We start from the raw sequence: 16,976 nt of genomic DNA on the forward strand, positions 1-16,976 counted from the left end.
GAATTTCCATGAAAATTTGCCGCCCGCCGTCAACTAAAGGTCTTTCTCAAATCGCCAGATATTAACGGGGCAAATTCCATCGGATGTCTCGGCTTCGAACACTTCACTCCCCATGTTTTCCCAACCTGCTTTGACATAAAATGCCGCCGCGCGGTCATTGCCCACACTACAACCCAGCCATGCACGCGGACCAGACAGCCGCGCTTCGGCCTCGAACATCAATAGATTTGCCAGCCCGCTGCCATGATGGGCCATTCCAAGATAAAACTGATAAAGCTCATTCTCTTTAATCATAAAAAAGCCCACGATCTCCACTCCGACCAGACCCACATAAGCCTCTCCAAGATGGGTCTGCGTCCGTGCGACAAACTCCTCTGGCACCCGCGAACGCACCAGCGCGGCATCAACGACTTCCGCATGCCCCAGATGCCAGCCCGAATGCCACAATCGCGCAATCGCCTGCACGTCATTCTTATCTGCCTGCCTGATCTCCATATCACCCCTCCAGCCATTGCCCTGCCTCATTCAAATGCTAATGTAGCTTCATAACAAGCCCGAGCAGCACATCCATATGACGGCACTGACCAAATACGACCGCCTTGAGGCCACTGGCCTTTGGCGCCCTGACCGTGACGGTCAGCGGCGCGAAGTGATCGTGTCGATCGGCAATGCAACGCTCATGATTGCCGACATGAACGATCAGGCGATAACCCATTGGTCCCTCGCTGCCGTCGCCCGTGCCAACGCAGGCGAGACGCCCGCGATCTACTACCCCGATGGCGACGCCGCCGAGACACTGGAGCTACCCGAACACGAAGGCGAAATGATCAACGCCATTGAGAGCCTGCGCACCGCCATCGCCAAAACACGCCCCCGACCGGGCCGCCTGCGCTGGCTTGGCATCGGCACGTTCATCGCTGCATCGGCTGCCATTATGCTTTTCTGGTTTCCGGGTGCCATGCGCGATCACACTCTGCGCGTGGTTCCGCAGGTCAAGCGCGAGACACTCGGTGTCGCCCTTATTGACCGCATGCAGCGCGTAACAGGTCCGATGTGCAATGATGCCGCTGGCCTGCGTGCTCTGCGCAACCTGGGCACGCGACTTGAAACACTTAAACTCGCGGTTGTGCCTGCCCTTGGCCGCTCTGCCCTCCATCTGCCGGGGGGCGTTATTGTCCTCGACCGTTCAGTGTTTGAAGATTGGGAAGCACCCGATGTGGCAGCAGGCTATATTCTATCAGAACTCGCCGCCCAGATTGAGCGCGACCCCCTCGCTGATCTGCTCACTGTGGTCGGCCCTTGGGAAAACATCCGCCTGCTTACCACAGGCGAAATATCGGGTGAGGCTCTTGATCGATACGCCGAACACCTCATGACGGCGCCATCCTTCAACCCTGATACACCCAATCTTCTGGCCTTGTTTGAGGCATCCGATGTTCCTGCAACGCCCTATGCGCGCGCCCGCGACATCACAGGCGAAAGCACGCTTGAGTTAATCGAAGGGGATCCGATGCAAAACCGCGATGCCGAGCCGCTCCTGCCCGACAGCGCATGGCTGCGCCTGCAAAACCTCTGCGGCGGATGAGTGTCGCTGACATAGCCGCCACTCTCCTGCTCTCGCCACTGCTTCTGGCCCAAGCCATGCGGGTGCGCAAAATCGCCCTGCAATTGCCCGAGGCTGCAGGTCCGCGCACAGGTATTATAGGGAGCGGACCTGTCCTGCGAGTCCTCATAATCGGCGACAGTTCCGCGGCGGGCGTGGGTGCACCAACGCAAGAGGTCGCATTGGCTGGCCAATTGGCGAGCACACTCGGCGCGGATCATACCGTCCACTGGCGCCTTATCGCCAAGACCGGAGCCACCACCGCCTCAACACTGCAAGACCTGCACGGCAAAGACTTGCCGCAAACTGATATCGTCGTAGTTGTCCTCGGCGTGAACGATGTAACCCGTGGCGGACCTCAAGCAGCTTGGCTTCGCCACCACGAAACCCTGCGCAGCCTTTTGCGCGAAAGAACCGACGCGCAGCATCTCTATATAGGCCAGATACCACCCTTGGGCGGCTTTCCTCTGCTGCCAAACCCTCTGCGTTGGCTGCTAGGTCGGCGGGCATTGCGGTTTGACGCAGCTCTTAGATCCGCCCTCGCAACCGAGAGTGACACAACCCATGCCCCGCTCCCCGATATACTGGATGTCGCCGACATGGCCGAAGACGGCTTTCACCCCGGGCCTGTAATTTACGCAGCTTGGGCAAAGGAAATGGCCCGCCTGATTATCTCAGACGGGCCATTCTAGTAATCATGGTTCCCAAGGCTTAGCGGGCGAAAGCGCTATACCCTGCTCTGCGTAAACGCTTGACTGCGCGGCTCACATCATTCTGACCGCCAAATGGCCCTGCAATGACCAGACGCGTTGTCTGCCCGTCGCGGGTGTAGCGACCAATGCGCACTGGCATGCCCATGCGCTGGACCTTCTTGGCCATCCGCTGTGCTGCTGCAGGATCGTTAAACGCACCAACTTGTACAAAACCACGCCCTGCAACTTCTGCCTTCGGCTGCGCACGCTTCGCAGTTGCCTTCGGCGCTGATTTGGGTGCCGAACGGGTGGAGTAAACAGGCTGGCGCGACACTGTCGCAACACGGGCCTGACGCGGTTCTGGCGAAAACACGTTACGCACATTGCGCACCAAACGCTTGAGCGTTTGACCATTGCGCTGGACGATTGTCACCTCACCCAGCTCACGCTGCTGTGTGGCATAATCGGTATAAGGATAAACCAACGGCACCGAAGCCGTGACATCACCTCCGTCCGCCTGATTGATCAGGCGGCGCGGCACAGTAGAGGTCCAAATCAGGTTCATCGCCTTGTGACCGCCGAGCGATTGTTCCGCACGCTTCGGGTTCAAACGTCCATCTGTCCAAACCTTTTTATACCCGCGCGGAGTGCTCACGTTTGTTGTGTTCACACGGTTCACTGCCACATGGCGCGGCACTATGCGCGTATGCTTTTTCACGCGGATCGGCTGGTCAGTGGTCGCAACACGCTTGTTTCCAGCCACATAAACCTGACGTGGCGCTGGCGCTGTCGAAATACGTGAGCCAACAATAGCTCCTGTCTGCGGCCCACAGCGCACGGCATGCTTGCCGCTGCGCAAATACTGGCTGCTGATCGCAGACGCCCCAGCACAAGCCGCTGTTCCTTGCGGAGTTTTCGCAACCGACACAACACGGCGCTGCGGCTGGGGCGCGGGCTGTATAACTTTCTCAACGATCGGTGCAGGACGCTTGGCCACCTGACGCACGACTTTAGGTGCTGGTTTGCGCTGCACCTTGGTCTTCACGACCCGCGGCCTTGGCTTGGGCGCTGGCGCTGCGGCTTTTGCAACGGGTGGCGTAGCTGTGATCTGTGGCGCTGCAGCGGCAGTCTGAACGGGTGCTGCCTCGGTCACCTGACCAGCAAAAGTCGGTTTGAACCCGCATACACCTGCACGTTTGCGCGTAATGCGCGGCACCCATGACACCAGCCCATCAATGCCCGCACGGATGAAGACACAGCCTTGGCTGTCTACATACTGCTTGCCCTTATAGGACGCTGGCGGAAATTCAGCAGGCTCACTGCCTGCGCGTGTCTGAGCAAAAGCGCCACCAGCCGTGAAAGCTCCTGATAAAATGGCCATAGCCACAAGTTTAGTAAGTTTCATGCATTCCCCCACAGGATATAGACTTCAGAATGTCAAAGCTGTGAGGATGAGTAAAGCAGCCGCGTGAACAATCGCCTTAATTTCGCCGCATTATCATAAATTTGGATACCAAGATTCGGCAAGATATCCGATTCGACCAGCGATTCCTGAATGATCAGAAATGTCCATCCATGATAGTCGCCAAATAGAACCGATTTTTAGAATCGCTACTTTGTTCCGAACATGCGGTCGCCCGCATCGCCAAGACCCGGTACGATGTATCCCATCTCGTTAAGCTTCTCATCAACCGACGCCGTCACAATTGGCACATCGGGATGCGCCTCTTTCATCCGATCAATGCCCTCGGGTGCGGCCAGAAGGCACAAGAAGATAATGTTTGTAGCTCCTGCTCCCTTCAGCAGATCAATCGCTGCAACAGAAGAATTGCCGGTGGCCAGCATCGGATCGACGGCGATTACCAGACGATCATCCAACCCCTCAGGCACTTTGAAATAATACTGTACGGGTTTCAGCGTTTCCTCGTCACGGTAAAGCCCTACAAATCCGACACGCGCCGAGGGGATCAATTCTAACACACCATCCAACAGACCATTGCCAGCCCGCAGGATAGATATCAACGCCAGCTTTTTGCCGTCCAGCGTGGGCGCATCCATCATCTGCATCGGCGTCTCGATCTGCTTGGTCGTCATCGTCAGATTGCGCGTCACCTCATAGGCAAGCAACTGGCTGATCTCGCGCAGCAACTGCCGAAATTGGGACGTGGACGTATCCTTATCGCGCATGATGCTCAGCTTGTGCTGGACCAGCGGGTGGTCCACGACGGTGAGATGGTGATCGCTCATATCCGGCTCCTTGATTGCTTAGGGAACCTCTACCCCGAGATGGCGGGCAACAAAAGCCGCCACATCCTTAAATCCGATATGCCCGAGCGATCCGGTCCCCATTCCGGCCACTAAAACAGGCACCCGCTCGCGCGTGTGGTCCGTGCCGACCCATGTTGGGTCATTACCGTGGTCTGCCGTCAGCACCATGATATCGCCCTTGCGCATTTGGTCGATCACCAGACCAATCTCCCGGTCGAACCACTCCAGCGCGCGGGCATAGCCCGAAACATCGCGGCGGTGCCCATACAGGCTGTCAAATTCGACAAAATTCGCAAACGTTAAACTACCCTCAGGTGCATCGCGCACCAAGTCCGCCAGATGCTCCATAAGCTCTGCGTCCGTGCCTTTGCGCACTTCGTCAAACCCCTGCATCGTGAAAATATCGCCGATCTTGCCCACCGCGAATGTGGCACGCCCCGAATCCTGCACCCAATTGCTCAGCACAGGTTCAGGCGGCATCATCGCAAAGTCGCGGCGGCGTGGCGTGCGGGTGAATCCAGTCACCTCATCGCCCACAAAAGGCCGCGCGATCACGCGGCCTACCCGCTGTGCATGGAGCATAGGTGCGATATCTTCGCAAAGCTTGATCAACCGCTTCAGGCCGAATGTCTCCTCATGCGCGGCAATCTGGAACACACTGTCGGCAGAGGTATAACAAATAGGCTGGCCCGTCCGCATATGTTCGGCGCCCAACGCCTCGATAATTGCCGTGCCGGGCGCATGACAATTTCCCAAAATACCGTCCGTGCCTGCCGCCTTAGCCACCGCATCGATCAAATCCGCATCAAACGAGTTCTCGACACGCTCAAAATACTTCCACTCCCATGGCACAACCAGCCCCGCCAACTCCCAATGGCCCGACGGCGTATCCTTGCCACGTGACACTTCTGTCGCTGCCCCCCAAGTTCCCTGCAAAGGCACCTCAAACGCCGCAATCTCCATCCCGCTTGCGGCTTTGAGCGCGACCCCAAGGCCCAACCGCGAAAGATGCGGCAACGCAATCGCACCGCTGCGCCCTTCCTCGGCCCGCGCCCCTTCACAGGCCTGCGCAATATGGCCCAGCGTATTCGCCCCCGTGTCGGGTACATCGCCGTTAAAGAAACTATGTGCATCAGGGGCACCGCCAATCCCGACGGAATCCATCACTACCAGAAATGCGCGTGCCATCAGCTTACATGCTCCACAATCAAATCAGGGATAGGTATAGGTGCTCCCCCCATTATAATTGCACCGCGGACCGCCGCCAAGGCACGGTCCGCCTGCATTGGCCGCGCTGCGTGAATAACGCCCAAGGGATGCCCCTTCTCGACCCAATCACCCAAACGGACCAAACGCGACAGACCCACCGCAGGATCCACAGGATCACTTTCGATCACCCGCCCACCGCCAAGGCCGACCACCACAAATCCCAGCGCCTCACCGTCAATCGCCTGCACATAGCCGCTGCTCTGCGCCGTCACTTCGCGCATTACCGTCGCTTCGGGCAAGAACCGCCGCCAATCCTCGACAAAGCGCACAGGCCCGCCCAGCGCTGCAATCATCGCACCAAATTTCTCGGCCGCGCGTCCATCCGCAATCGCCGCTTCTATCATCGCCGCACCAGCATCCGCATCCTTCGCCAGCCCCGCCCCGCTCAGCAACACACCGCCCAGCGCCGCACAAAGCTCAACAATCGGCCCGCGCTTGTCGCCGCGCAGCACCTGCATCACTTCCGCGACTTCCAGCGCATTGCCAAGGCTCGGCACCAAAGGCTGGCTCATGTCACTTATGACAGCGCGCGTCGGACACCCCGCCGCATTGGCCGTCCCGACCAACGCCTGCGCCAAATCACACGCAGCACCGATATCTTTCATAAACGCGCCAGAGCCTACTTTGACGTCCAACACCAACCCCTCCAACCCCGCTGCTAGTTTCTTGCTCAGAATCGACGCCGTAATCAAATCCAGACTGTCCACTGTCGACGTCACATCGCGCACTGCATACAAACGCTTATCCGCAGGCGCGATATCACCTGTCGCCCCCACAATGGCACAGCCCACCTGTCCCACAACGCTACGCAACCGCGCCTCGTCCAGCATCACCCCCACACCGGGGATCGCCTCCAACTTATCCAGCGTGCCGCCTGTATGGCCCAAACCGCGCCCCGAAATCATCGGAACATACGCCCCGCACGCCGCCAGAGCTGGGGCCAGCACAAGGCTCACACAATCGCCAACACCGCCCGTTGAATGCTTATCCAAAACAGGCTTATCCAAATCCCACGTGAGCACATTGCCCGAGGCGCACATCGCCTGCGTCAATGCCACACGCCCCGCTTGATCGAGACCATTGCGGCACACCCCCATGGCAAAGGCACCCGCCTGTGCCGCACTCAGCGTCTGATCGGCCAGCGCTCCGGCAACCCACGTCAACTCATCCGCACTCAATGGCTCGTCATGGCGCAACTTGGCCAGAATACTACGCGCTTCCATTCAGCCCCCCAAGAATGTTGGGTCAAACGCACCCGGCAAAAGTGCAGCAATGCTCAGGTGTTTTTCGACCCCCGCAACTGTGGCCATCGTCACCACCACATCCCCCGCGCCAAATTCCGCCAACTTCTGGCGGCATCCCCCGCAAGGCGTCACAGGCAAAGGCGACCCCGCCACGACGTAGGCTTCGGTAAATACCGTCTCTCCCGCCGCCACCATCGCCGCAATTGCACCCGCCTCAGCGCAAGTGCCCTCGGGATAAGCAACATTCTCGACGTTACAGCCGCGATAAATCGCGCCAGACGCCCCCCGCACCGCGGCCCCTACTTTGAAATCGGAATAGGGCGCGTGGGCATTCTCGCGCACCGCCAATGCTGCATCTCTCAAATCTGTCACGGGAATCTCCTGCCATACTGGCCTTCCACCCTAGCCGCGCCTGCTCCAAGATGCGAAGGGTTTTCCTCTCCTTAATTCCCCTAATATATGCCATGATGAAATCGCGCTAAACAAATGTCTACTGGCGCTCCACAGATAATAGTTTAACGTTAAACTAATTTGAAAATGAGGCTCGCACCATGACCGAAAATCCGTCAACACGCCAAGCTGCCCTTGATTATCACGCCTTTCCCAAGCCCGGAAAACTTGAGATTCGTGCAACCAAGCCGCTGGCCAACGGCCGCGATCTGGCACGCGCCTATAGCCCCGGCGTGGCCGAAGCCTGCATCGAAATTCAAAAAGATCCTTCCACTGCGGCTCTCTATACTTCTCGCGCCAATCTGGTTGCCGTGGTGACAAACGGCACGGCGGTCCTCGGCCTTGGCAACATCGGCGCCCTTGCGTCCAAGCCCGTGATGGAAGGCAAAGCAGTCCTTTTCAAGAAGTTTGCCAACATCGATTGCTTTGACATCGAAGTGAACGAATCTGATCCTGAAAAACTTGCTGATATCGTCTGCGCGTTGGAGCCTTCTTTTGGCGCGATCAACCTTGAAGACATCAAAGCCCCCGATTGTTTTACGGTTGAACGTATCTGTAACGAGCGCATGAATATCCCCGTTTTCCACGACGACCAGCATGGCACCGCTATCGTCGTCGGGGCCGCCGCCACTAACGCGCTCTATGTGGCGAAAAAGAAATTCGAGGATATCAAAATCGTGAGCACGGGCGGCGGCGCGGCAGGTATTGCGTGCCTCAATATGCTGCTCAAACTCGGCGTGAAACGCGAGAATGTCTGGCTCTGCGACATCCACGGCCTCGTATATGAGGGCCGCGAAATCGACATGAACCCGATAAAATCCGAATATGCCCAGAAATCCGACCTGCGCACGCTCGATGATGTGATCGATGACGCCGATATGTTCCTTGGCCTGTCTGGCCCCAATGTGCTGACCCCTGAAATGGTCGCTAAAATGGTCGAGACTCCCATCATCTTTGCATTGGCCAATCCCAACCCCGAGATCATGCCAGACGCGGCCCGTGCTGTGCGACCCAAAGCGATCATCGCCACGGGCCGCTCCGACTTCCCAAATCAAGTCAACAACGTACTCTGCTTTCCCTTCATCTTCCGTGGTGCACTCGACGTGGGCGCGACCACCATCAACGACGAGATGAAAATCGCCTGCATCGAGGGCATCGCGGCCCTCGCCCGTGAGACAACCTCCGCCGAAGCTGCCGCCGCCTATCAGGGTGAGCAGATGACTTTTGGTGCCGACTACCTCATCCCCAAACCCTTTGATCCGCGCCTTGTTGGCATCGTATCGTCCGCTGTAGCAAAGGCCGCGATGGAGACAGGTGTCGCAACCCGCCCCATCGCCGATCTTGAATCCTACAAAAACAATCTCGACAGCTCGGTTTTCAAATCAGCCCTCCTCATGCGGCCTGTTTTCCACGCTGCTCGCGCCACGTCCCGCCGCATCGTCTTTGCCGAGGGCGAGGACGAGCGCGTGCTGCGCGCCTCCCAAGCGATGCTGGAAGAAACCTCCGAAAAACCCATCCTGATCGGACGCCCAGAGGTGATCGAGCGCCGCATGGAAAAAGCCGGTCTGACCTTTAAGATCGGCACAGACGTCGATGTAGTGAATCCCGAAAACGATCCGCGCTACCGCGACTACTGGGAGACATATCACGGCCTCTTGGCGCGGCGCGGCGTCTCGCCCGATATCGCAAAAGCGATCATGCGCACCAATACCACCGCAATCGGTGCCGTCATGGTGCAGCGCAATGAGGCCGACAGCCTGATCTGCGGTACCTTCGGCGAAACGCGCTGGCATCTGAACTACATCGAACAAGTCTTGGGACGTGATGGCAAACGTGCCCACGGCTCGCTCTCGTTGATGATATTGGAGGACGGACCCCTCTTCATCGCCGATACCCAAGTGCACCAGCACCCCAACCCCGAACAGCTGGCCGAAATCGCAATCGGTGCTGCACGTCACGTGCGCCGCTTCGGCATCACGCCCAACATCGCCATGTGCTCACAATCGCAATTCGGCAATCAGGGCGAAGGCTCGGGCAGTCGCCTGCGCAAAGCGATTAAGATTCTCGATGAGGGCAACCATGATTTTTGCTATGAGGGCGAGATGAACATCGATACCGCGCTGGACCCCGAGCTGCGCGCGCGCCTGTTCCCCGCCAACCGCATGGAAGGGCCGGCCAATGTGCTGATCTTTGCCCACGCGGATGCCGCCTCGGGCGTGCGCAACATCCTGAAGATGAAAGGCGGCGGCCTCGAAGTTGGCCCGATCCTCATGGGCATGGGCAACCGCGCCCACGTCGTCTCCCCCTCGATCACCGCACGCGGCCTGTTGAATATGGCCGCCATCGCAGGGACACCCGTGGCCCAATACGGCTAAGCCCATAAGAAAGGGCGGGGAAATTCCTCCCCGCCCAAGGCAACAGTGTTGTGTTCGGCTTTTACTTTTTGCGCTCCACCAGCCCGGCGGGCGTCATCGCTTTAGCGGCTGCCTTTTCGGCTGTGGTAGCCGCTTTCACACGGCGTTTTGCTTGTTTCTCTTTGTTGGCGCGTTTGTCGCCCATTGTCTTTGACCTATCAGGTGATATCGGCGCAGGCACAATGTCTCCGCCTGAAATCAGTATGTTATACCACAAGAGGCGCTGCTGATCCGTTTTCGACAGCACTATCCAAATCCGACATATATTTTCTAATCAGACGCACCCGTCCCCACGGCCAATCCCTACGGACGACCACAAGAGATGTAAATTTATTTACCGAAGCCCTGCCCAAATCCCAAATTGCCCTTGCCGCCCCCGCGTGCCTGCGCCTTAACTCTCCCAAACAACACGGGAGGGTTACGCGATGGGATACGCAGACGTCTTTAAGGCCGCACAGGACAATCCGGAACAGTTCTGGCTGGAGCAGGCAAGAGCAATCGACTGGGTTGAAGCTCCAAAACAGGCGCTTTTTGATAAAGGGGAAGACCTGTACGAATGGTACAGCGATGCAAAGGTAAACGGCTGTTATAACGCCGTGGATCGCCACGTCGAAAATGGCCGCGCAGATCAACCCGCAATCATCCACGACAGCCCGATCACAGGCACCAAGCAGACCATAACTTTCGCCGAATTGCAGACCCGCGTGGCTGCCCTCGCTGGTGCGCTGGTGGCCCAAGGGGTCACCAAGGGCGACCGCGTCATCATCTATATGCCCATGGTGCCCGAAGCAGTCGAGGCCATGCTTGCCTGCGCGCGCATCGGTGCGGTGCATTCTGTTGTCTTCGGTGGCTTCGCCGCACATGAGCTTGCCGTGCGCATCGACGACTGCACACCAAAGGCAATAATTGCGGCCTCCTGCGGGATGGAGCCGAACCGCGTGGTCCACTATAAACCTCTGCTCGATGACGCCATTGAGCAGTCCACCCATAAACCCGATGCCTGCATCATTCTGCAACGCGATCAGGAAATTTGCAGCCTCGTTGAAGGCCGCGATATCGAATGGGAAGCCGCCAAAGCGCTCGGCACGCCCGCCGATTGCGTTCCTGTCAAGGGCAACCACCCCGCCTATATTCTGTATACCTCTGGCACTACGGGTGCGCCCAAAGGCGTGATCCGCCATACCGCTGGCCATCTGGTGGCTCTCAACTGGACGATGAAAAACATCTATAATGTCGACCCCGGTGATGTCTTCTGGGCCGCGTCGGATGTGGGCTGGGTCGTGGGCCACAGCTATATCGCTTATGGCCCCCTGATCCACGGTAACACTACGATTGTCTTCGAGGGTAAGCCGACGGGCACACCAGATGCTGGTACTTTCTGGCGCGTGATCTCCGAACATAACGTGCGTAGCTTCTTCACCGCCCCAACAGCCATCCGTGCCGTCAAACGCGAAGACCCCAAAGGCTTGGAAGTCAAAAAATACGATATCTCATGCCTCCGCGCCCTCTATCTTGCAGGTGAACGCGCCGATCCAGATACCATCATCTGGGCGCAGGATGTACTGGGCAAACCCGTCTATGACCACTGGTGGCAAACCGAAACCGGCTACACCATCGCGGGCAACCCCGCAGGTTTGGAGGCGCTCCCCGTTAAAATCGGCTCCCCTACTGTGCCCATGCCGGGCTATAACGTGCAAATCCTCGATGAGGCAGGCCACCCGATGCCCGCAGGAGAGCTTGGCGCCATCGCCATCAAACTTCCCCTGCCCCCCGGCACACTGCCAACGCTCTGGAATGCCGAAGACCGCTTCCGCAAAAGCTATCTGTCGCACTTCCCTGGCTACTATGAAACGGGCGATGCAGGCATGATTGACGAGGACGGCTACCTCTACATCATGGCGCGCACGGATGACGTGATCAACGTGGCAGGCCACCGCCTCAGCACAGGTGCCATGGAAGAAGTCCTCGCAGGCCACCCTGATGTGGCCGAATGTGCCGTCATCGGTGTGAGCGATGCGCTTAAAGGGCAATCGCCAATGGGTTTTGTCTGCCTGACTAATGGCGTGAACCGTCCTCATACCGAGATCACGGCAGAATGCGTCAAACGCGTGCGCGACCAGATCGGCCCCGTGGCAGCCTTTAAAATGGCACTTGTGGTCGATCGTCTGCCCAAAACCCGCTCAGGTAAAATTCTTCGCGCGACAATGGTCAAAATCGCCGATGGCGAGGCCTTCAAAATGCCAGCCACGATCGACGATCCCGCCATTCTCGACGAGATCAAAGCAGCGATGCAAACCATCGGCTACGCCAAGGACTAACGCCAAAGTCTCACCAGAGACTTTGAGCCCAAAATTCCACCGGAATTTTGCAACCTCGCACAAAAAACGGCCCCCAAGTTGGAGGCCGTTTTCTCTTAAAATCGGACGTTATCAGAGGCTGGACATGAAGTCATCGACTTCCTTCTTCGCTTCTTCTTTGGTTTTGCCGTACTTCGCTTGGATCTTACCTTCAAGCTCCTCACGGTTGCCTTCGGCTTTGTCCAGATCGTCTTCGGTCAGCTCGCCCCACTTCTGCTGCGCTTGACCTTTGAATTGCTTCCAGTTGCCTTGAATTGTATCCCAGTTCATCGCGGATCTCCTATGTGTTCAATTTGATTAGATGCGTTGCATCCTCTTACCTGAACAACACGCCTAACCTGCAATCGTTCCACAATACCCAAAGTTTTCTTCGTCTGCTAAGTGAACTGCTCCGAGATCAGCCGCTCTTCTAGGCCATGTCCAGGATCAAAGAGGATCGTATGTGATATGCTCGGCTCGGAGCGTATCTCTACCACCGCGACATCGCGGTAGCTGGTGCCATCCGCATCCGCCATCACAGGCCGCTTTTCAGGCTCCTGTACATCAAACCGAACCACAGCCGTTGAGGGCAACAACGCGCCCCGCCAGCGCCGTGGCCTAAACGCCGCCATCGCAGTGAGCGCCAAAACATCCGCCCCAATCGGCAGGATCGGACCATGTGCCGAATAGTTATACGCAGTTGATCCGGCAGGTGTCGCAACCAGCGCCCCATCACAGACCAGCTCCTGCATCCGCAAGCGATCATCTACTGTAATCTGCAACTTCGCCGCTTGCGGTCCCTGCCGCAACAACGCCACCTCATTGAGGGCCAGCGCCTTTGATTCCCGCCCATCCACATGGATCGCCTTCATCGACAATGGGTGGATCACCGCCGCCTCGGCTGCCTCCAACCGCGCAGGCAAATCGCTCTCGACGTAGGTATTCATTAGAAATCCGATGGTGCCACGGTTCATCCCGTAGACAGGCGCGGGCAATTCTTGGGTTTCATGCAGCGTCTGCAGCATGAACCCGTCCCCGCCCAGCGCCACAATCACATCTGCCTGCTCGGGCTCCACATTGCCATACCGCCCGATCAACGCCGCACGCGCGGTTTGCGCCACAGCAGCTCGGCTGGCCAAAAAGGCGATTTTCTGAGGCATCATGTTTCCGATCTGCGCCGTGTTCCACTCAAAGAAACACAATATTCCGTCACGCACCAGCACTCCTGCGCAAAACCGCCCCTGCGGCAAAAATCAGGGTGCAGACCCTGCGCGGCGCATCTATGTCATGCACAGTCGTTTTCACATCTTCACCACCGCGTGCGTTTCCGATACGAAACATACAATAAAGACCCACGCTCAAGGAGCCACCATGTCAGATTTCTTTACCCGCAGCCTCGCAGACACCGATCCCGCCATCGCGGAGGCCACCAACAAAGAGCTGCACCGCCAGCGCACCGAGATCGAACTGATCGCATCGGAGAACATCGTCTCCGCTGCTGTGATGGAAGCGCAGGGCGGCGTGATGACCAATAAATACGCCGAAGGTTACCCGGGTCGCCGCTACTATGGCGGCTGCCAATATGTAGACATCGCCGAGCAACTCGCCATCGACCGCGCCTGCCAGCTCTTTTCCTGCGGCTTTGCCAACGTCCAGCCAAACTCCGGCTCCCAAGCGAACCAAGGCGTGTTCCAAGCGCTGCTTCAGCCCGGTGATACCATCCTCGGCATGAGCCTCGACGCAGGTGGCCACCTCACCCACGGTGCCAAGCCGAACCAGTCCGGCAAATGGTTCAACGCAATCCAGTATGGTGTGCGCAAAGAGGACAACCTCATCGACTATGACGAAGTCCAGCGCCTCGCCACCGAGCATCAGCCCAAAATGATCATCGCAGGCGGTTCCGCCATCCCCCGCGCCCTCGACTTTGCCCGCATGCGCGAAATCGCCGATAGTTGTGGCGCATATCTTCTGGCTGACGTCGCCCACTTTGCCGGCCTCATTGCAGCGGGCGAATATCCCAACCCCTTCCCGCATGTGCATGTGGCCACCACCACCACGCACAAAACCCTGCGTGGCCCGCGCGGCGGCATGATCCTCACCAATGACGAGGCGCTGGCCAAGAAATTCAACTCCGCCATCTTCCCCGGCATTCAGGGCGGTCCCCTAATGCACGTCATCGCCGCAAAAGCCGTGGCCTTTGGCGAAGCCCTCGACCCGTCGTTCAAATCCTACATCCAACAGGTCATTAAGAACGCCCAAGCGCTTTCTGATCAATTGATCAAAGGCGGCCTCGACACAATCACCCACGGCACCGACACTCACGTCCTGCTGGTTGACCTGCGCCCTAAAGGCGTCAAAGGAAACGCCACCGAGAAGGCCCTTGAGCGCGCAAACATCACCTGCAACAAAAACGGCGTGCCGTTTGATCCCGAAAAACCGATGGTCACCTCCGGCATCCGCCTCGGCTCCCCCGCGGGCACTACCCGCGGCTTTGGTGAGGACGAGTTCCGCCAGATCGCCGACTGGATCATCGAAGTTGTCGACGGCCTCGCCGCCAACGGCGAAGAAGGCAACGCCGCCGTCGAAGCAAAAGTGAAAGCCGCGGTAGAAGCCATGTGCGCCCGCTTCCCGATCTACCCTAACCTTTAATCGCAGGCATCTGAACGAGCGAAGGCCCCGACAGTAACGTTCGGGGCCTTTCTATATATATGGCCAAGGTCTGTTATGCGGGAGAAGCGGCCTTATGCATGTGCGGCTATTGCTCACTCAGCATTTCCTCGCAGTCGGAGCAAATTTCATGCTGCGATACAACCCAAGTCGCGGAAGCAGCCATTCATTGATACCGATGTAAGAGGATTTCAGACCGACCCTTCGCCGCATCGTGCACGAACTTTAAGAGGGCGGGACGAAGCAGCCGTTAGCTTCAAACTATCGCAGGTCTGCTTATCGGGGCCACGATGGTGCGAGGCATAAAATGCACCGAACAGGCCACAAAGGGGTTGATTTGAAAATCACTAGCCCAGAAATATGACTGTTGCGGGATAATAATCCCGAGTATCTATCTGAAAATAAACGCGGAGCTTTATCGATGGTTTATCAACTTATTCACGACCAATCGTCGTCAGGCGTCAGGGATAACCTCGTTGAGACTGACGGGGATTACAACAAGGTGACGATTGCCGACATGACGCCGGACGGTGGTAAAAAAATCAGTAATACGCAGTTCAAGGTAGGGCGAGCGATCAAGCCTGACCACCTGCCCACGCGGCTAAAGCGGGACCACAAACGCAGCGATCCGTTGGAAGATTATATGCCTGCCGCGAAAGGCGCGTCTTATGTCAGCACTGCTTTCAAGGCCTTGGTTGAGCAATTCGAACCCGGTGTTCACCAGTTCTTTGAAATGGCAGTCAAGTCAGGCAAAAGAGACGCTGGAATAGTCTATTATTTCGTCGTGACGAACCGGATTGACGCTTTGGATCATGCCGCCTGTGTCCCGCCAATCGGGCCAAATGACAGATTGTATACACCCAATTACGACCCAGACGACAAGATAGTGTTCAGCAAATCACAGATTGGCTCTGCACATATCTGGTCGGAAAAGCGTGAACTTGGGATATTCATGACGGACGCGTTTCACGATGCTCTTTTTGCGAACGGTCTGACCGGCGCAAAAGACTCAGTACACTTTGAGGAGACGCCTTAGCTACTTTAGCGCAGCGCACTGCAACTAAAGAGATCACCTAAAAGCAGCCACTCGCGCTCCATGCAGCATTGGTCAGTCTGGGCTCAAAGCTGCCATTCGCTGCACTTGCACCCCTCCCTTCACATGCGCTTTTTTCTAGGACATTGTACCTATGGAACAAACCAAAGGACGCCCAAATGATCATTTACCCCGCAGGCTCCCGTCCCTCAGGCTCTGGCCCCGCCGAATACTTCACCGGTACCGTCCGCATTGACCCGCTGATTACAGCCCCCGAACCCGCCCGCCTGCGCGGCCTCACTGTTACGTTTGAGGCAGGTGCGCGCACCGCATGGCACACACATCCGCTGGGGCAAACCCTGATCGTCACAGCAGGCGTGGGCCTCGTGCAACGCGAGGGCGGCCCGATCGAGACGATCCGCCCCGGCGACACCATCTTTTTCGAGCCGAACGAGAAACACTGGCACGGTGCCAGCCCAACCGTCGCCATGACCCACATCGCCCTGCAGGAGGAACTAGACGGCTCAGCCGTCACATGGATGGAACACGTCACCGATGCGCAATATGGCGCTCAGATGTAGCCGCGCCACCAAAGCCAGACGACAAACAGCAAAGCCACCACAATCAGGTTCGCAGCTACCGCCGCGGTGACACTCAAAATCCGTGTCTTTCGCATCTCGTCGACGTCAATCGCCGCCAGATGCGCCCGCACAAACTCATAATCCCGCTCGACCGCCTCGGCATCCACCTGCCGCGCAGTCTTGGGGTTATGGGCGAGCATTTCCGCCCGCATCAATGCCGCCCCGCGCTTGCGCACAGACTTGGGCAGCCGCCGCCCCGCACGCCGCAACGACTGGCGCAGGTCGCGCCCCCGCACGTCCAGCTTTTGCTGCATCAACCCGCGCAGCTTGCGTGATTTGGCGGCCATATCCTTGTCAGTGATCATACGCTATGTCTAAGCCGCTGGTCACCGCCCTGCAATGGAGATACCTGTAAGACC

Annotated in this window: 18 protein-coding genes; 7 read left to right on the forward strand and 11 right to left on the reverse strand. The window is 57.8% G+C overall.

The annotated features are described in order from the left end of the window. Positions 1 to 33: 33 nt before the first annotated feature. Complete coding sequence (locus tag Q0775_RS03950) at positions 34 to 495, reverse strand: GNAT family N-acetyltransferase (RefSeq protein WP_298858035.1); 462 nt, start codon at positions 493 to 495, stop codon at positions 34 to 36. A 76-nt stretch (positions 496 to 571) separates the two neighbouring features. Here Q0775_RS03950 and Q0775_RS03955 point away from each other — a divergent pair, with 76 nt between their 5' ends. After that, a complete protein-coding gene (locus Q0775_RS03955) occupies positions 572 to 1,585 on the forward strand; it encodes a hypothetical protein (protein WP_298858036.1) in 1,014 nt (337 codons plus the stop codon). Next, the gene (locus tag Q0775_RS03960; RefSeq protein ID WP_298858037.1) at positions 1,552 to 2,295 is read left to right on the forward strand and encodes an SGNH/GDSL hydrolase family protein; all 744 of its coding nucleotides are present in this window, start codon (positions 1,552 to 1,554) and stop codon (positions 2,293 to 2,295) included. The genes Q0775_RS03955 and Q0775_RS03960 overlap by 34 nt, the downstream gene beginning before the upstream one ends. A gap of 19 nt (positions 2,296 to 2,314) precedes the next feature. On the opposite strand, the gene Q0775_RS03965 is transcribed toward Q0775_RS03960, so the two are convergent. The 5 genes from Q0775_RS03965 to Q0775_RS03985 all read right to left on the reverse strand — a co-directional run bounded on the left by Q0775_RS03965 (position 2,315) and on the right by Q0775_RS03985 (position 7,448). Further along, positions 2,315 to 3,700, reverse strand: coding sequence for an SPOR domain-containing protein (locus tag Q0775_RS03965; RefSeq protein WP_298858038.1), 1,386 nt, complete (start codon positions 3,698 to 3,700; stop codon positions 2,315 to 2,317). Positions 3,701 to 3,906: 206 nt separating this feature from the next. Further along, positions 3,907 to 4,542 (reverse strand): uracil phosphoribosyltransferase, encoded by a 636-nt coding sequence (gene upp, locus Q0775_RS03970; protein ID WP_298858039.1) that lies wholly within the window; start codon positions 4,540 to 4,542, stop codon positions 3,907 to 3,909. A gap of 18 nt (positions 4,543 to 4,560) precedes the next feature. Beyond that, a complete protein-coding gene (locus tag Q0775_RS03975; RefSeq protein ID WP_298858040.1) occupies positions 4,561 to 5,751 on the reverse strand; it encodes a phosphopentomutase in 1,191 nt (396 codons plus the stop codon). Continuing rightward, on the reverse strand, positions 5,751 to 7,055 hold the full coding sequence (locus Q0775_RS03980; protein WP_298858041.1) for a thymidine phosphorylase: 1,305 nt from the start codon (positions 7,053 to 7,055) through the stop codon (positions 5,751 to 5,753). Before Q0775_RS03980 ends, Q0775_RS03975 begins: the two co-directional genes overlap by 1 nt. After that, a complete protein-coding gene (locus Q0775_RS03985; protein ID WP_298858042.1) occupies positions 7,056 to 7,448 on the reverse strand; it encodes a cytidine deaminase in 393 nt (130 codons plus the stop codon). Between the two features lie 179 nt (positions 7,449 to 7,627). On the opposite strand from Q0775_RS03985, the gene Q0775_RS03990 reads away from it, so the two are divergent. After that, a complete protein-coding gene (locus Q0775_RS03990; RefSeq protein WP_298858043.1) occupies positions 7,628 to 9,901 on the forward strand; it encodes an NADP-dependent malic enzyme in 2,274 nt (757 codons plus the stop codon). Between the two features lie 61 nt (positions 9,902 to 9,962). Here the strand turns inward: Q0775_RS03990 and Q0775_RS03995 are convergent, their stop codons facing one another. After that, entirely contained in the window at positions 9,963 to 10,085 is a 123-nt protein-coding gene (locus Q0775_RS03995; protein WP_298858044.1) for a hypothetical protein, read from the reverse strand. A 280-nt stretch (positions 10,086 to 10,365) separates the two neighbouring features. On the opposite strand from Q0775_RS03995, the gene Q0775_RS04000 reads away from it, so the two are divergent. Continuing rightward, positions 10,366 to 12,258 (forward strand): propionyl-CoA synthetase, encoded by a 1,893-nt coding sequence (locus tag Q0775_RS04000; protein ID WP_298858045.1) that lies wholly within the window; start codon positions 10,366 to 10,368, stop codon positions 12,256 to 12,258. Positions 12,259 to 12,369: 111 nt separating this feature from the next. Here Q0775_RS04000 and Q0775_RS04005 read toward each other — a convergent pair whose 3' ends face one another. The 3 genes from Q0775_RS04005 to Q0775_RS04015 all read right to left on the reverse strand — a co-directional run bounded on the left by Q0775_RS04005 (position 12,370) and on the right by Q0775_RS04015 (position 13,617). After that, on the reverse strand, positions 12,370 to 12,567 hold the full coding sequence (locus tag Q0775_RS04005; protein ID WP_298858046.1) for a CsbD family protein: 198 nt from the start codon (positions 12,565 to 12,567) through the stop codon (positions 12,370 to 12,372). 107 nt (positions 12,568 to 12,674) lie between these two features. Beyond that, the gene (locus Q0775_RS04010) at positions 12,675 to 13,436 is read right to left on the reverse strand and encodes an NAD kinase (protein ID WP_298859941.1); all 762 of its coding nucleotides are present in this window, start codon (positions 13,434 to 13,436) and stop codon (positions 12,675 to 12,677) included. Between the two features lie 49 nt (positions 13,437 to 13,485). Continuing rightward, positions 13,486 to 13,617: a hypothetical protein gene (locus Q0775_RS04015; protein ID WP_298858047.1), complete on the reverse strand. Its 132-nt coding sequence runs from the start codon at positions 13,615 to 13,617 to the stop codon at positions 13,486 to 13,488. A gap of 30 nt (positions 13,618 to 13,647) precedes the next feature. On the opposite strand from Q0775_RS04015, the gene glyA reads away from it, so the two are divergent. The 3 genes from glyA (at position 13,648) to Q0775_RS04030 (ending at position 16,557) form a co-directional block, all read left to right on the forward strand. Next, positions 13,648 to 14,925: a serine hydroxymethyltransferase gene (gene glyA, locus Q0775_RS04020; protein WP_298858048.1), complete on the forward strand. Its 1,278-nt coding sequence runs from the start codon at positions 13,648 to 13,650 to the stop codon at positions 14,923 to 14,925. 385 nt (positions 14,926 to 15,310) lie between these two features. After that, complete coding sequence (locus tag Q0775_RS04025; protein ID WP_298858049.1) at positions 15,311 to 15,979, forward strand: DUF1629 domain-containing protein; 669 nt, start codon at positions 15,311 to 15,313, stop codon at positions 15,977 to 15,979. 176 nt (positions 15,980 to 16,155) lie between these two features. Continuing rightward, on the forward strand, positions 16,156 to 16,557 hold the full coding sequence (locus tag Q0775_RS04030; RefSeq protein WP_298858050.1) for a cupin domain-containing protein: 402 nt from the start codon (positions 16,156 to 16,158) through the stop codon (positions 16,555 to 16,557). Here the strand turns inward: Q0775_RS04030 and Q0775_RS04035 are convergent. After that, entirely contained in the window at positions 16,548 to 16,922 is a 375-nt protein-coding gene (locus tag Q0775_RS04035; protein ID WP_298858051.1) for a hypothetical protein, read from the reverse strand. The two genes, Q0775_RS04030 and Q0775_RS04035, sit on opposite strands and share 10 nt — an antisense overlap. Between the last annotated feature and the right edge of the window lie 54 nt (positions 16,923 to 16,976).

The organism is uncultured Sulfitobacter sp., assembly GCF_947499945.1.
In the GTDB taxonomy this organism is placed as follows: Bacteria; Pseudomonadota; Alphaproteobacteria; order Rhodobacterales; family Rhodobacteraceae; genus Sulfitobacter.

Excerpts from the sequence above, each read along its gene's own strand:
- glyA (WP_298858048.1), top strand. The coding sequence starts at position 13,648 with ATGTCAGATTTCTTTACCCGCAGCCTCGCAGACACCGATCCCGCCATC.
- Q0775_RS03965 (WP_298858038.1), bottom strand. The coding sequence starts at position 3,700 with ATGAAACTTACTAAACTTGTGGCTATGGCCATTTTATCAGGAGCTTTC.
- Q0775_RS04010 (WP_298859941.1), bottom strand. The coding sequence starts at position 13,436 with ATGCCTCAGAAAATCGCCTTTTTGGCCAGCCGAGCTGCTGTGGCGCAA.
- Q0775_RS04035 (WP_298858051.1), bottom strand. The coding sequence starts at position 16,922 with ATGATCACTGACAAGGATATGGCCGCCAAATCACGCAAGCTGCGCGGG.
- Q0775_RS03950 (WP_298858035.1), bottom strand. The coding sequence starts at position 495 with ATGGAGATCAGGCAGGCAGATAAGAATGACGTGCAGGCGATTGCGCGA.
- Q0775_RS03960 (WP_298858037.1), top strand. The coding sequence starts at position 1,552 with ATGGCTGCGCCTGCAAAACCTCTGCGGCGGATGAGTGTCGCTGACATA.
- Q0775_RS03995 (WP_298858044.1), bottom strand. The coding sequence starts at position 10,085 with ATGGGCGACAAACGCGCCAACAAAGAGAAACAAGCAAAACGCCGTGTG.
- Q0775_RS03980 (WP_298858041.1), bottom strand. The coding sequence starts at position 7,055 with ATGGAAGCGCGTAGTATTCTGGCCAAGTTGCGCCATGACGAGCCATTG.
- Q0775_RS04015 (WP_298858047.1), bottom strand. The coding sequence starts at position 13,617 with ATGTTTCGTATCGGAAACGCACGCGGTGGTGAAGATGTGAAAACGACT.
- Q0775_RS03955 (WP_298858036.1), top strand. The coding sequence starts at position 572 with ATGACGGCACTGACCAAATACGACCGCCTTGAGGCCACTGGCCTTTGG.
- Q0775_RS03990 (WP_298858043.1), top strand. The coding sequence starts at position 7,628 with ATGACCGAAAATCCGTCAACACGCCAAGCTGCCCTTGATTATCACGCC.
- Q0775_RS03975 (WP_298858040.1), bottom strand. The coding sequence starts at position 5,751 with ATGGCACGCGCATTTCTGGTAGTGATGGATTCCGTCGGGATTGGCGGT.
- Q0775_RS04000 (WP_298858045.1), top strand. The coding sequence starts at position 10,366 with ATGGGATACGCAGACGTCTTTAAGGCCGCACAGGACAATCCGGAACAG.
- upp (WP_298858039.1), bottom strand. The coding sequence starts at position 4,542 with ATGAGCGATCACCATCTCACCGTCGTGGACCACCCGCTGGTCCAGCAC.
- Q0775_RS04005 (WP_298858046.1), bottom strand. The coding sequence starts at position 12,567 with ATGAACTGGGATACAATTCAAGGCAACTGGAAGCAATTCAAAGGTCAA.
- Q0775_RS04030 (WP_298858050.1), top strand. The coding sequence starts at position 16,156 with ATGATCATTTACCCCGCAGGCTCCCGTCCCTCAGGCTCTGGCCCCGCC.